Source organism: Sphingomonas bacterium (assembly GCF_903642285.1).
GTDB lineage: Bacteria > Pseudomonadota > Alphaproteobacteria > Sphingomonadales > Sphingomonadaceae > Sphingomonas.
The window spans coordinates 83105-96288 of record NZ_CAHJWJ010000010.1; the positions used below are offsets into that span (position 1 = coordinate 83105).

General features: G+C 65.9%; 11 protein-coding genes and 1 pseudogene. 6 read left to right on the forward strand and 6 right to left on the reverse strand.

What is annotated here, in order from left to right:
* From HUU99_RS07205 to mazG, 6 genes are read left to right on the forward strand one after another with little or no spacing between them, the layout of a single operon-like run.
* On the forward strand, positions 1–990 hold the full coding sequence (locus HUU99_RS07205) for a DNA polymerase III subunit delta' (RefSeq protein ID WP_174285894.1): 990 nt from the start codon (positions 1–3) through the stop codon (positions 988–990).
* A gap of 10 nt (positions 991–1000) precedes the next feature.
* Positions 1001–2545: a methionine--tRNA ligase gene (metG, locus tag HUU99_RS07210; protein WP_174285895.1), complete on the forward strand. Its 1545-nt coding sequence runs from the start codon at positions 1001–1003 to the stop codon at positions 2543–2545.
* Positions 2545–3321, forward strand: a complete 777-nt coding sequence (locus tag HUU99_RS07215; RefSeq protein ID WP_174285896.1) for a TatD family hydrolase — start codon at positions 2545–2547, stop codon at positions 3319–3321. Before metG ends, HUU99_RS07215 begins: the two co-directional genes overlap by 1 nt.
* Positions 3318–4082 (forward strand): MBL fold metallo-hydrolase, encoded by a 765-nt coding sequence (locus tag HUU99_RS07220; protein ID WP_174285897.1) that lies wholly within the window; start codon positions 3318–3320, stop codon positions 4080–4082. The genes HUU99_RS07215 and HUU99_RS07220 overlap by 4 nt, the downstream gene beginning before the upstream one ends.
* Complete coding sequence (locus HUU99_RS07225; protein ID WP_254603006.1) at positions 4079–4666, forward strand: retropepsin-like aspartic protease family protein; 588 nt, start codon at positions 4079–4081, stop codon at positions 4664–4666. The genes HUU99_RS07220 and HUU99_RS07225 overlap by 4 nt, the downstream gene beginning before the upstream one ends.
* Positions 4667–4724: 58 nt before the next feature.
* Positions 4725–5465 carry a nucleoside triphosphate pyrophosphohydrolase gene (mazG, locus tag HUU99_RS07230; protein ID WP_174285898.1) on the forward strand — a complete coding sequence of 247 codons (741 nt, stop codon included), beginning with the start codon at positions 4725–4727 and terminating at the stop codon, positions 5463–5465.
* On the opposite strand, the gene hflX is transcribed toward mazG, so the two are convergent.
* From hflX to HUU99_RS07260, 6 genes and pseudogenes are all read right to left on the reverse strand, one after another.
* Complete coding sequence (gene hflX / locus HUU99_RS07235) at positions 5446–6738, reverse strand: GTPase HflX (RefSeq protein WP_174285899.1); 1293 nt, start codon at positions 6736–6738, stop codon at positions 5446–5448. The two genes, mazG and hflX, sit on opposite strands and share 20 nt — an antisense overlap.
* A gap of 11 nt (positions 6739–6749) precedes the next feature.
* Positions 6750–7322 (reverse strand): annotated as a pseudogene (hfq, locus tag HUU99_RS07240) (RNA chaperone Hfq); the annotation flags it as partial.
* 48 nt (positions 7323–7370) lie between these two features.
* Complete coding sequence (ntrX, locus tag HUU99_RS07245; RefSeq protein WP_174285901.1) at positions 7371–8741, reverse strand: nitrogen assimilation response regulator NtrX; 1371 nt, start codon at positions 8739–8741, stop codon at positions 7371–7373.
* A 5-nt stretch (positions 8742–8746) separates the two neighbouring features.
* Entirely contained in the window at positions 8747–10993 is a 2247-nt protein-coding gene (locus HUU99_RS07250; RefSeq protein ID WP_174285902.1) for a sensor histidine kinase NtrY-like, read from the reverse strand.
* An 86-nt stretch (positions 10994–11079) separates the two neighbouring features.
* Positions 11080–12495, reverse strand: coding sequence for a nitrogen regulation protein NR(I) (ntrC, locus tag HUU99_RS07255; protein WP_174285821.1), 1416 nt, complete (start codon positions 12493–12495; stop codon positions 11080–11082).
* On the reverse strand, positions 12492–13184 hold a 693-nt coding region (locus tag HUU99_RS07260), incomplete at its 5' end, for a two-component system sensor histidine kinase NtrB (RefSeq protein WP_174285903.1). The genes ntrC and HUU99_RS07260, both read right to left, overlap by 4 nt.

A 13184-nucleotide genomic window follows, 5' to 3' on the forward strand; every position in this document is an offset into this window, starting at 1 on the left:
GTGACGATCGTCGGCAATCGCGCGGGCCAGGCGGCGTTCCGTGCGGCACTATCGGGACCGTCGATGCATCATGCCTGGCTGATCGCCGGGCCGGAGGGGATCGGCAAGGCCGGTTTCGCCAGAACCGCGGCGATCCGCATGTTGTCGGAAAGCGCCGGGGCGCGCGGCTTCGAAGGCGACTTCGATGTTCCGCCCGGCGATCGGACACGCGGGTTGATCGAGGCCGGGTCGCATCCCGATTTCCGTCTGCTGCGCCGCCTGCCGAAGGACGTGGACAAGCCCGATCAGGATCTCGCGCGCAGCATCACGATCGCGCAGGTTCGCGGACTTCAGCCGATGTTCGCGACCGCGCCGTCGATGGCCGCGGCGCGGGTCGTGGTGATCGATGCGATCGACGATCTCGAACGCGCGGGGGCGAACGCGCTGCTCAAGAATCTCGAGGAGCCGCCCTCCGGGACGATCTTCCTGTTGATCAGCCACGCGCCGGGACGATTGCTGCCGACGATCCGATCGCGCTGCCGGCTGTTGCGGTTCGAGACATTGAACGACGACGATGTCGCGGCCGCGATCCGATCGGCGCGACCCGAGGCGAGCGACGGGGAGATCGCGGCGCTGGTCCGCGCCGGCGGCGGATCGCCGGGACGCGGCCTGCGGTTCGCCGGGCTCGATATCGCCGGGCTCGATGGGGCGATCGACGCCATCGCGGCAGACGGCGATCCCGATAACGCACGCCGGGTGAAACTGGCCAAGGCGCTCGGCGGCAAGGCGGCACAGCCCCGGTACGAGGCGTTTCTCGACCGTGCGCCGACGATCATCGCGCGGCTCGCCCGTACGCGCACCGGCGGGGCGCTAGCGCAGGCGCTCGACGCGCATTCCCGTGCGCGCGACCTGTCGGGGGCCGCGATCGGCCTGTCGCTCGACGCGCAGGCGACGGTATTCGAGATGGCGGGGATCGTCGCGGGGCTTCACGCGTCCGGGACCGCGCGCTAGGGCCATTCGCATGGCCGAACCCTATTATATCACGACCGCGATCAGCTACCCCAATGGTCGCCCGCATATCGGCCATGCCTATGAGGCGATCGCCGCCGACGCGATCGCACGGTTCCAGCGCCAGACCGGGCGCGATGTGCGCTTCCAGACCGGTACCGACGAACATGGTCTGAAAATGGTCCAGGCCGCTCGCGCCGCCGGCACGTCGGTGCGCGATCTCGCTGACGAGATGGCGGGACATTTCAAGGCGATGTGCGACGCTCTCGCTATCTCCTATGATCGCTTCATCCGCACCACCGAGGACGCGCACCACGCTGCCAGCCAGGCGCTATGGCAAGCGATGGCGGCAAGCGGCGATCTGTATCCGAGCCGCTATGAAGGCTGGTATTCGGTCCGCGACGAGGCATTCTACGATGAGAAGGAATTGACGGGGGAGGGCAAAGATCGCCGGTCGCCGCAGGGCACTCCGGTGGAATGGACCGCGGAGGAGAGCTGGTTCTTCCGCCTGTCCGCGTATCAGCAGCCGCTGCTCGACCTGTTCGCCGCGAACCCCGATTTCATCCGCCCCGAAAGCCGCCGCAACGAAGTGGTCCGCTTCGTCGAAGGCGGGCTGTCCGATCTGTCCGTCTCGCGCACCAGTTTCGACTGGGGCGTGAACGTACCCGGCGCTGACGGGCATGTCATGTATGTCTGGGTGGATGCGCTGACCAATTATCTGTCGGGACTGGGGTATCCGGACGAAGGTGCGGACTGGAAATACTGGCCCGCGGATCTGCATCTGATCGGCAAGGACATCGTCCGGTTTCATGCCGTCTACTGGCCCGCCTTCCTGCTTTCCGCCGGCATCGCGCTGCCGAAGCAGGTGTTCGGGCACGGCTTCCTGCTTCACCGCGGCGAGAAGATGTCGAAATCGATCGGCAACGTTGTCGATCCGATCGAACTCGCGGAGGCTTTCGGGGTCGATGCGCTGCGTTATTTCCTGCTGCGCGACGTCAGTTTCGGGCAGGACGGCAGCTATTCGGCCGAAGCGATCGTGACCCGGGTGAACGCCGAACTGGCGAACAGCTTCGGTAACCTGGCGCAGCGCACCCTGTCGTTCATTGCCAAGAACCTCGACGGCGCGTTTCCCGGGCCCGGGCGGGCCGATCCTGCGGATGGCATACTGATCGAAGAGATGGTCCTGGCCTGCGCCGCATTCGGGGCGGCGTTCGGCAATCTTGCATTGTCGCAGGGAATCGAGGCGTGGATGCGCGGCGTCTTCGCGTGCAACCAGTATATCGACGCGCAGGCACCGTGGGCGCTCCGCAGGACCGATCCGGAGCGGATGCACGCGGTACTGCGGACGCTCGTTCGCGCGATCCGCATGCTGGCGATCACGATCCTGCCGGTCGTTCCGGTAGCTGCGGCAAAAATGCTCGATCAGATCGGCGCGACCGAGCGCGACCATGCCGCGATCGACGATGACGGCTGGTACGATCGCACCGCCGCAACGTCCCGGATCGCACCACCATCGCCGATCTTTCCGCGGCTCGAACTGCCGGTGGAGGTAGGCTGATGCTCGCCGATAGCCATTGCCACCTGAATTACGAAGGTGTGTTCGAGGAGCAGCGCGCCATCCTCGCCCGTGCCCGCGCCGGCGGCGTGACCGCGATGCTCAACATTTCGACGCGCGAGTCGGAATGGGATGCCGTGATCGCCACCGCAGAGCGCGAGCCCGATGTCTGGGCGACGATCGGCATCCATCCGCACGACGCCGACAAGCATCCGGATATCGGCACCGAACGGCTGATCGCAGCCGCGGCGCATCCGAAGGTCGTCGGGCTGGGCGAAAGCGGGCTCGACTATCACTACGACCGTTCGGACCGGACCAGCCAACGGACGTGTTTTCGCGCGCACATCGCGGCGGCACGTGAAACCGGGCTGCCTATCGTCGTCCACACGCGCGATGCGGAGGACGACACCGCAGCGATCATGGCCGAGGAGATGGGGAAGGGGACCTATTCCGGCGTCATCCATTGCTTCACGTCCAGCGCGGCGTTCGCGGACAAGGCGCTGGCCATGGGAATGTACATCTCGATCTCCGGCATCGTGACGTTCAAGAACGCGACCGACCTGCAGACGATCGCCGCGCGATTACCGGTCGACCGGCTGCTTGTGGAAACCGACGCGCCGTTTCTCGCACCCGTGCCGCACCGAGGAAAGCGCGGCGAACCTGCGTTCGTCGCGGACACGGTGCGCTTCCTCGCCAAGCTGCGCGGCGACGATCCGGCGTCGCTGGCCGATCGGACTGCGGCAAATTTTCACACATTGTTCGCCAAGACGAACGCATGAAGGCACGCATTCTCGGGTCAGGAACGTCGTCCGGCGTTCCACGTATCGGTCGCGACTGGGGCGAATGCGATCCGGCCGAACCGCGCAACCGGCGCACGCGCGCCTCGCTGCTCGTCGAACATGCCGGCACACGTATTCTCGTCGATACCAGCCCGGACATGCGCGAGCAGTTGCTGGCGGCTGATGTCGCGTCGGTCGACGCGGTGATATGGACGCACGACCACGCCGATCATTGCCACGGGATCGACGATCTCCGTCAGGTCTATCACGCGATGGGCCATCCCGTCCGCGGGTTGGCCCGGGAGCCGGTGCTGACGGCGATCGGCACGCGCTTCGCCTACGCATTTGCAGGACGCGAGGGCTATCCGGCGACGATCCTCGGCGAAGTCCTGCCAGATGCGATCACGATCGGATCGATCATGATTCGCGTCGTCGATCAGCCACATGGCCATATCAGTTCCGCGGGCCTGCGGTTCGAGGCCGATGGACACGCCATCGGATACGCCACGGATTTCAGCGACGTGACCGGCAAGATGGCCGCGCTCTATCAGGGGCTCGACGTCTGGATCGTCGATGCGCTTCGACGCCGACCGCATCCGACGCATGCAAATCTGCCGACGGTGCTGCGATGGATCGAAATCATGAAGCCCGGTCGTTCTGCGTTGATCCACATGGATCACACGATGGACTATGCGACCCTTGCCGCCGAACTGCCGGACGGCGTCGAGCCGGGATATGACGGGCTGGAATTCAGGTTGTGACCGCCGGTCGCGCGGCCGATATCGCCTTTGCCTGCGTGTTGCTGATCCTGCCGCTATCCGCGCTGATCGCGCGTCGCGTGCCGATCGGGCGGACGCTGAAGATGGCGGCAGCGTGGCTGACGATCCTCGCTATCGGACTGTTGATCGTCAGCGAGCGCGGTCGCTTCACGGCATTGACCGGATTGTTGAGCGATCAGCATTTCGATGGTTCGACGACACGGATCGCGATGGGCGAAGACGGGCATTTCCACGCCGATGTCGTGGTTAACGGCGTGAAAACCACGATGCTGGTCGACAGTGGCGCTACGACGACGGCATTGTCCGAAGCCACTGCAAAAGCCGCCGGCATCACGCTCGACGAGCGGCCGTTTCCGGTCGTGCTCGATACCGCCAACGGCCCGATCGCAGCGCGCGCGGCGACTGCGCGCCTAGTCACCGTCGGCTCGATCCGGGTCGCCGATCTCCCGGTAGTCGTATCACCGGCGTTCGGCGATGCCGATGCGATCGGGATGAATTTCCTGTCGCGCCTGGCATCCTGGCGCGTGGATGGGCGCACCCTCGTCCTCGAACCCAAAACGAAGTAAGATTTACATAATGTATATTATCGTTCTAGGTGGTCGGGGTTTTCTCGGGGGTCCTCTCATGACGATCGAACGTCTGGTTGCAATCATGAGGCGATTGCGCGACCCGGTTTCTGGTTGCGAATGGGATCGCGCGCAAAGCTGGTCGTCGATCGCGCCGTACACGATCGAAGAAGCCTATGAGGTCTCCGACGCCATCGAGCGTAACGATATCGCCGATCTGAAGGACGAGCTCGGCGATCTGCTGCTTCAGGTCGTCTTTCACGCACGGATTGCCGAGGAAGCCGGCGTGTTCGCGCTGCCCGATGTGGTCGCTGCGATCAGCGACAAGATGGAACGCCGACATCCGCACATCTTCGGCGGCGCGTCGGCCAGTCCCGGATGGGAGGCGATCAAGGCGGGCGAACGTGCCGGCAAGACGGACACCAGTGCACTGGCCGGGGTCGCACGAGAATTACCCGCTTTGCTCCGCGCGGAGAAACTGCAGAAGCGTGCCGCGCGGGTCGGGTTCGACTGGCCTGACGCCGAGGGTCCGCGCGCCAAGATCGACGAGGAATTGGCGGAGGTCGAAGAGGCCGCCACGGCGGATCATGTGGCCGAGGAAATCGGCGATCTGTTGTTCGCCGTCGTCAACTGGGCGCGGCACCAGGGCGTCGATCCGGAATCGGCTTTGCGGCGCGCGAACGGCAAGTTCGAAGGCCGTTTCCGCGCGATGGAGGCCGAAGCCGGTGCCGGCTTCGAGGCGCTTGACCTGAATGCCAAGGAGGCGTTGTGGCAGACGATCAAGCGTCGCGGCGGCTGAACCGGTCGTAATCGGCGTCCGACAAGCGCACCGAATAGGTCGTCGTCATGCCCTCATCGGCGCTGCCCAACACTTCGCCATGCGCATGGAGCCACGCCGCCCCCGCCCCGTCGGCGGCCTCAAGCGTGACGTCGTAGCGGTGATGCGTGGCCGTCAGCATCGTCGACAGATGCGCGATCAGACCATCGATCCCGTCGCCGTCGAGCGCCGAGACGAGGATGACATCCCCTTCCCGTTCGGCCCGCGCCAGCGCGGCATCGCGTTCGTCGTGCGCAAGCAGGTCGATCTTGTTCCAGACTTCGATCCGCGGCGTCTGATCGTCGACGCCGATCTCGGTCAGCACGGCCTCGACATCGTTCGCCTGCGCCTCGGTATCGGGATGTGCGATGTCGCGGATGTGAAGCAGCAGGTCCGCCGACACGACCTCTTCCAGCGTCGCCTTGAACGCCGCCACCAGCTGCGTCGGCAAATCCGATACAAATCCGACGGTGTCGGAAAGGATCGCCTTTTCGATGCCGGGCAAGCCGATCTGGCGAAGTGTCGGGTCGAGCGTGGCGAACAACAGGTTTTCCGCCATGACGTCGGCACCCGTCAGGCGATTGAACAATGTCGACTTTCCGGCATTCGTATACCCGACCAGCGCGATCACCGGCCACGGTGCACGCTGCCGACGATCACGGTGGAGGCCGCGGGTACGACTGACGTGATCGAGTTCGCGGCGGAGTTTCGCCATGCGGTCGCGGATCAAGCGGCGATCCGCCTCGATCTGCGTTTCGCCCGGGCCGCCGAGAAAGCCGAACCCGCCGCGCTGACGTTCCAGATGGGTCCAACTCCGCACCAGCCGCCCCGCCTGATAGTCGAGATGCGCAAGTTCGACCTGCAGTCGCCCCTCGGCCGTGGCAGCGCGTTCGCCGAAAATCTCGAGGATCAACCCGGTCCGATCGATGACCTTCGCCTTCAGCGTGGTCTCGAGATTGCGCTGCTGGACCGGGCTGAGCGGCGCATCGAAGATCACGAGGTCGGCGTGGTCCTGCTGCACCGAGGTGGCGAGCTGATCCGCCTGCCCGCTGCCGATCAGCGTCGCGGGACGCGGCGCGCGAACCTTCAGCGCGATACGATCCGCGACGACGATGCCGATCGCAGCAGCGAGGCCGGCCGTCTCCGCCAGGCGCGCCTCTGCATCCCGTTCGCTGCCGCCCTGGTCGGGCAGGACGACGATCGCACGTGCGCCGCGGGTGAACTCGTCGCGGTCGCGGTCGAACCCGGTGCTCACCGTATCCCCCTTCAATCCTCGTCCGTATCCGCCGATTCTTCGGCCAGGTTGAGCGCCTCGGTCGGCTGGACCGTCGAAACCGCATGTTTGTAGACGAGTTGCGTCATGCCCTCACGCTGCAGCAGCATACAGAACAGATCGAACCCCGCGATCTGCCCCTGGAGCATCACGCCGTTGACGAGGAACATGACGACGTTCGCATCGGACTTGCGTACCGCGCTCAGGAAAATCTCCTGCAACAACGGATGTTTCTTGGCCGATTCCGCCGCCCCTTCGACGATGGCGGTCACATCCATATGGCCCGCCGGCATGATCGTGGAGATCGCGTGCTTGTAGATCAACTGCGACTGGCCGTCGCGGCGCAGCAGTACGGAGAAATTGTCGAACCACGTGACGATACCCTGCAACTTCACGCCCTTGACGAGGAACATCGTGACAGGAGTCTTCGTCCGTCGAAGCGCGTTGAGGAACAGGTCCTGAAGCGACCCGGATTTGTCGGCCATAGCGTCGATCTTTCTTCTTGGCGGGACATTGGCCCGCGACTGCGTCGTTTCCCCGACGTCGGAACGCCACCCGGCAGGGCGACGGTGACGATATCTATGAAGCCCGGTGGCCGGCGTCCAGTGGTACGCTCAATCGTCCCGGCTTTCCGTGAGGCCGAGCAGCTTCAGTTTTCGGTGGAGCGCCGATCGCTCCATTCCGATGAAACTGGCGGTCCGCGAGATATTGCCGGAGAAGCGACGGATCTGGACCTTCAGATATTCACGCTCGAACGTCTCGCGCGCCTCGCGCAGCGGCGTGCCCATGATCGCGCCCGCCCCGCCCCCGTCGGACTGTCCGCCCAGCACTTCGGCCGGTAGCAGGTCGAGATCGATCCGGCCGATCCGGTCGCCCGGCGCGAGAATGATCGTCCGTTCGACGACGTTGCGAAGCTGACGGACATTGCCCGGCCAGTCATAGCTCTGCATCGCGACCATCGCATCGGCGGCGATGTCGGGGGTCGGAACGCGGCGTTCCGCGGCGTAGTGCGCGATGAAATGTTCGACGAGTGCGGGGATGTCCTCGCGGCGATCGGCGAGCGGCGGGATCATGACCGGCACGACGTTCAGCCGGTAATACAGGTCCTCGCGGAACCGACCCTCGGCGATCTCGTCGACGAGGTTGCGCGCGGTGGCGGATACGACGCGGACGTCGACCTTGACGATCCGCGTGCCGCCGATCCGCGTGAAGCTCTGGTCGGTCAGGACACGCAGGATGCGTCCCTGCGTCGCGATCGGCATGTCGGCGATCTCGTCGAGAAACAATGTGCCACCATGCGCCTGTTCGAGCAGGCCGGGCCGCACGAGATCGCCCGTTTCCTCGACCCCGAACAACTCCTCCTCGACCCGCTCGGGCGTCATCCGCGCCGCGCTGACGATGATGAAGGGTGCCTCCAGCCGCTGGCTCCAGCCATGGAGCAGCCGCGCGGCGACCTCCTTGCCGACACCCGCCGCTCCCATCAGCAGCACCCGGCTGCCTGTCGCCGCCACCCGCTTCAACGTGGCGCGGACGCCGTTGATCGAGGTCGAACTGCCGGTCAGATCATTCTCGTAACCGATGCTGGCGCGCAGTGTCGCGACTTCGCGACGCAGCCGCTCGGTCTCGGTCGCACGGGCCACCATCAGCAGCAGTCGTTCCGCCTCGAACGGCTTTTCGATGAAGTCCGACGCGCCTTTGCGGATCGCGGCAACCGCGGTGTCGATATTGCCGTGGCCGGAAATGACGAGCACCGGAATCGACGAATCGCGCCGCTTGATCTCGTCCAGCAGCTCCAGCCCGTCGAGCCGCGAGCCCTGCAACCAGACGTCCAGCAGGACGAGCGACGGCCGCCGCGTCGCGATCGCCTCCAGCGCGGTATCGCTGTCGGCGGCCGATCGCGTGTCATAGCCTTCGTCCTCCAGCACGCCGGCAACGAGTTCGCGGATGTCGAGTTCGTCGTCGACGACGAGGATATCGATCGGCATTGTGATCAGGTCCGATTATTTTGGTGCATGGCGGTCTGCCCGTTCCAGGCGATGGCGACATCGCCGTCGCTGTCGCCATGGTCGGGTTTGGGAAGAAGACGGGTATCGAACCGCATCGTCACGACGGTTCCGCCGCCGGGCCGATCCGCGAAGACGATCGTACCCATATGTTCCTCGACGATCTTGTTGACGATCGCGAGGCCAAGGCCGGTGCCGCGCGCGCGCGTCGTCATATAAGGTTCAACGATCCGGTCGCGATCCGGGGGCAGGCCGATGCCGTCGTCCGCCACCGCGATCGTGACGCTGCGGCCGGACTCCTCGGTCAACGTCATCGTCACCGATCCACCGGCCTCGCCCTTGGTTTCGATCGCCTCGACCGCGTTCTTTACGATGTTCGTCAGCGCCTGGCCGATCTGGCGGCGATCGCACACCATCATCGGGCCGGGATCGTCATGGACCAGCGTGAACCGGACCGTCGGATGCGCGACCTCGTGCAGGAACATCGCCTGCCGCGCCGCATCGACCAGCGATTCATCGCCGAACGCGGGCTTTGGCATTCGCGCGAAGGAAGAGAATTCGTCGACCAGTCGCCGCAGATCGGCGACCTGCCGGACGATCGTCTCGGTCAACCGGGCGAAGGTGGTGTCGTCCGCGTCGACCTTGCCGCCATAGCGTCGCTGGAGCCGTTCGGCGGCGAGCTGGATCGGGGTCAGCGGGTTCTTGATCTCGTGTGCGATCCGCCGTGCGATGTCGGACCACGCCGCGCGACGCTGATCCAGCAATTGCTGCGTGATGTCGTCGAACGTCAGGATCGGCCCGGCGCCGGTCCGCGCGATCCGCACCGCCAGCGTCCGCGCATCGCCGGCGGGCCCTACTTCCGCGGTGGCCTCACGCGCGCCGTCGGCGATCAACGTCGCCAGCTCGGGCGCGACATCGGCCAGGTGCCGACCCACAAGGCCCTCGCTATCCGCCCCGAGCAACACGACCGCAGACCGGTTCGCGATCCGGATCGTCCCGTCCGCGGCGGCCGCCAGCACGCCGGCCGAAACGCCGCTCATCACCGCCTCGATCAGCGCACGGCGATTTTCCAGCTGGTCGTTCGCGGTGACCAGCGCGCCGTTCTGCTGTTCCAGCCGGATCGTCATCTGGTTGAACGCCGCCGCAAGCGTGCCGACCTCGTCGCGGGTTCGCGGATAGGGCACGCGTGCCGAAAGGTCCCCGCCCTCCACGCGCCGCGCCGCAGCGACAAGCTCGCCGACCGGGCGGACGAGCCGGTCCGCGACGGCTAGCGCGACCCACACGGCGAAGGCGACGATCAGCAGCGACAGGATCAAGAGCGCCGCGTTGAACTGAAGCTGAAGCGAGCGCGCGCGGACCAGTAGCGCATGGTAGTTGGCGAGCGCGGATTCGGCGCGGGCGGTCTGCAACTGCATCTCGCGCGGATCGGTCAATCGGGCGGTATAGAGAAAAAGGTCGGTCGTGCCGGGAACCATCGTTACCGTCTGAATGCGGTTCTTCGTAACGTTGACGACGCTTCGTTGACCGCGACGCAAGGCACCGATCATTTCCGGATTCAATTGTCGTAGCATGTCAATTTCATACGGATTGACGTTGGTCACGACGCGCGCCCGATTGTCGGTCCTAACTTGCACCAAAGCGCCTTCGTTGAGGCTCCGGAAATATATCTGTCGGCCAAGATAATTGTAGAAAGCCGCGCTATCCGGCCGGATCGTCGCCATTTCCCGACCGATATCCGACGCCATCGTGACCGTGTCCTCCTCCCAACGCTGAAGGATCTGGGTGTACGACATCCGCGTCAGGACGGTCGCATTCTCGAACACGCCGCGAGCGCGGTCGGAATACCAGAATTGCACGCCGTACTGGAACAGCAGCGACGCTGCGATCGTGACCAGCAGCATCGGCACCGCGGCGACGGCGGAGAATAGCAGCACGAGTCGGACATGCAGCTGCCCCTCCCCCCCGATCGGCGACCGCGCGGCGCGGGCCCGTGCGATCCGCAGCGCCCCAAGCACGATGAGCGCGATGATGAGGACGAGGTTGGCGACGAGCAACAACGCGATCAGCCAGGGTTTCAGCAACTGCTGCGGCGTCGGATCCCGCGAAATCACGACATAGCTCAATATCGCCACGCCAATGGCGACGAGCAGAACCAGCAACTCGGCCAGAGGTGTGACCAGCACCCGCCGCGCGGGCGGGGCCGTCCTGGGTTCGGTCGTCGCGACGGCGAGCATCGGGACAGCCGTACCATGCCCGCCTGTTGCATGGAAACCACAGAATCGCGGATCGGTGCCGGCTGACCGTTCCGATGTCCCGTTCGTCAGGCTATCCCGAGCAGATCGAGCCGCTTCTTCAGGGTGTTGCGATTGATCCCGAGCGCGCGCGCGGTGCGCAACTGGTTGCCGCCGTGACGTGCCAGCATGATCTCGATCATCGGCCTTTCCACTTCCGCGATCACCCGGTCGTACAAACTGCCTTCGTCGAGCGCGCCGGGTCGATCACGGCCGATCCGCTCGATCAGGCGGCGGACGGCCTGCGCCAGATCGGGATAGCCGCCGTCATCGCCCACGGCCCCCGCACCGTCGCCGGCACCGGCGACGAAGCGCAATGCTTGCGCATCGATGACCTCGTCGCGCGCGAGCACGGCGAGTCGGCGCATCAGGTTTTCCAGTTCGCGGACGTTGCCCGGCCAATCCTGCGCCTCCAGCACCGCGACCGCGTCGCGACCGAGCTGACGCCGCGGCAGGCCCTGCGCGGCGGCACTGTCGAGGAAATGCCGCGCAAGCAACGGCACGTCCTGACGACGATCGCGTAACGGCGGCAGCGCGATCGGCACCACGTTCAGCCGGTAGAACAGATCCTCGCGAAACTGCCCGCTCGCGACATGCGCGGTCAGGTCGCGATTGGTCGCCGCGACGATCCGGACATCGGCGCGGATCGTGCGTGCCCCGCCGACGCTGGTGAATTCGCCCGATTGCAGCACGCGGAGCAATCGCGTCTGCGCCTCCATCGGCATGTCGCCGATCTCGTCGAGGAACAGCGTCCCGCCCCCCGCCTGTTCGAATCGTCCGGCGCTGCGCTGCGCGGCACCGGTAAAGGCACCGCGTTCGTGTCCGAACAGTTCCGCCTCGATCAGCTCACGCGGGATCGCGGCCATGTTGATGGCGACGAACGGCGCGGCGCGACGGGGGCCGAGGTCGTGGATCGCGCGCGCGACCAGCTCCTTTCCCGTCCCCGACTCGCCCGACACCAGCACGGTCAGGTCGTTCGACACCACCCGCGCGATCGTGCGGTAAACGTCCTGCATCGCCGCCGATCTGCCGATGAGCGGCAGGGCGGCGTCCTCGGTCCCCGTCGAATCGTCCGCGGCCGTGCCGCCGCGCGCGACTGCGCCGCGAACCGCCTGGGTCAGCGTGTCGAGGTCGAACGGCTTGGGCAGATATTCATACGCGCCGGCCCCGGTCGCCCGCACCGCGGTGGTCAGCGTGTTGCGTGCGGACAGGACGATGACGGGCAGCGACGGATGACGCCGGTTCACGCCTGCGAGGTGATCGATCCCGTCTCCATCGGGAAGGACCACGTCGGTCACCAGCACGTCCGGAACCGCGAGCGCCAATGCACGGTCGAGCTGCGCCAGGTTCGCCGTGACGGTCACCTCATGCCCGGCCCGTCGCAGCGCCTGCGCGACGACGATGCGGATCGCCGAGTCGTCGTCACAGACCAGTACCGCGCTCACGACGCCGCCCTCGGCAGCAACAGGCGGAACACCGTCACCGAGCGTTCGCCGTCGCGCGCATATTCGACGATCCCGCCCATATCGCGCGCCAGCTTGTCGACCAGGGCAAGGCCGAGCCCCTGCCCCTCCGGACGACCGGACACGAACGGATCGAACAGCGCGTCGGCGATTTCGGGGGGCGCGCCGGGACCATTGTCGATGACGCATATCTCGATCGGTAACGGGACCCGAGGCCTGTCGGGTGCGGGGTTGATCGCCATGCCGTGGCGATAGGCGGTGCTGATCGCGATCAGGGGATCACTGACGCCGCGAACCGCCTCGCGCGCGTTCTTCAACAGGTTGATGACGATCTGGAGCAGCGCGTCGCGGTTGATCCGGGCGGGCGGAAGCGACGGGTCGAACCGCTCCTCGATCGGCACCCCGCGCGCAAAGCCGGCCAGCGCGACCGCCCGCGCATGGCCGAGCAGCGGATAGATGTTCTCGCCGGTCAGCGGTAACGGCCGGGTGTCGCTGAAATCCTCCATCCGGTCGATCAGCGCGGCGATCCGGTCGACCTCCATTGTGATCAGATTGGTCAGTTCGCCCGCGCCGAGCAGCTGCGCCGCGCCGCGAATGCCGGACAACGGGTTCTTGATCTCATGCGCCAGCATCGCGGCGGCCCCGACCGCGGCCCGCCCCGCCGCCGCGCG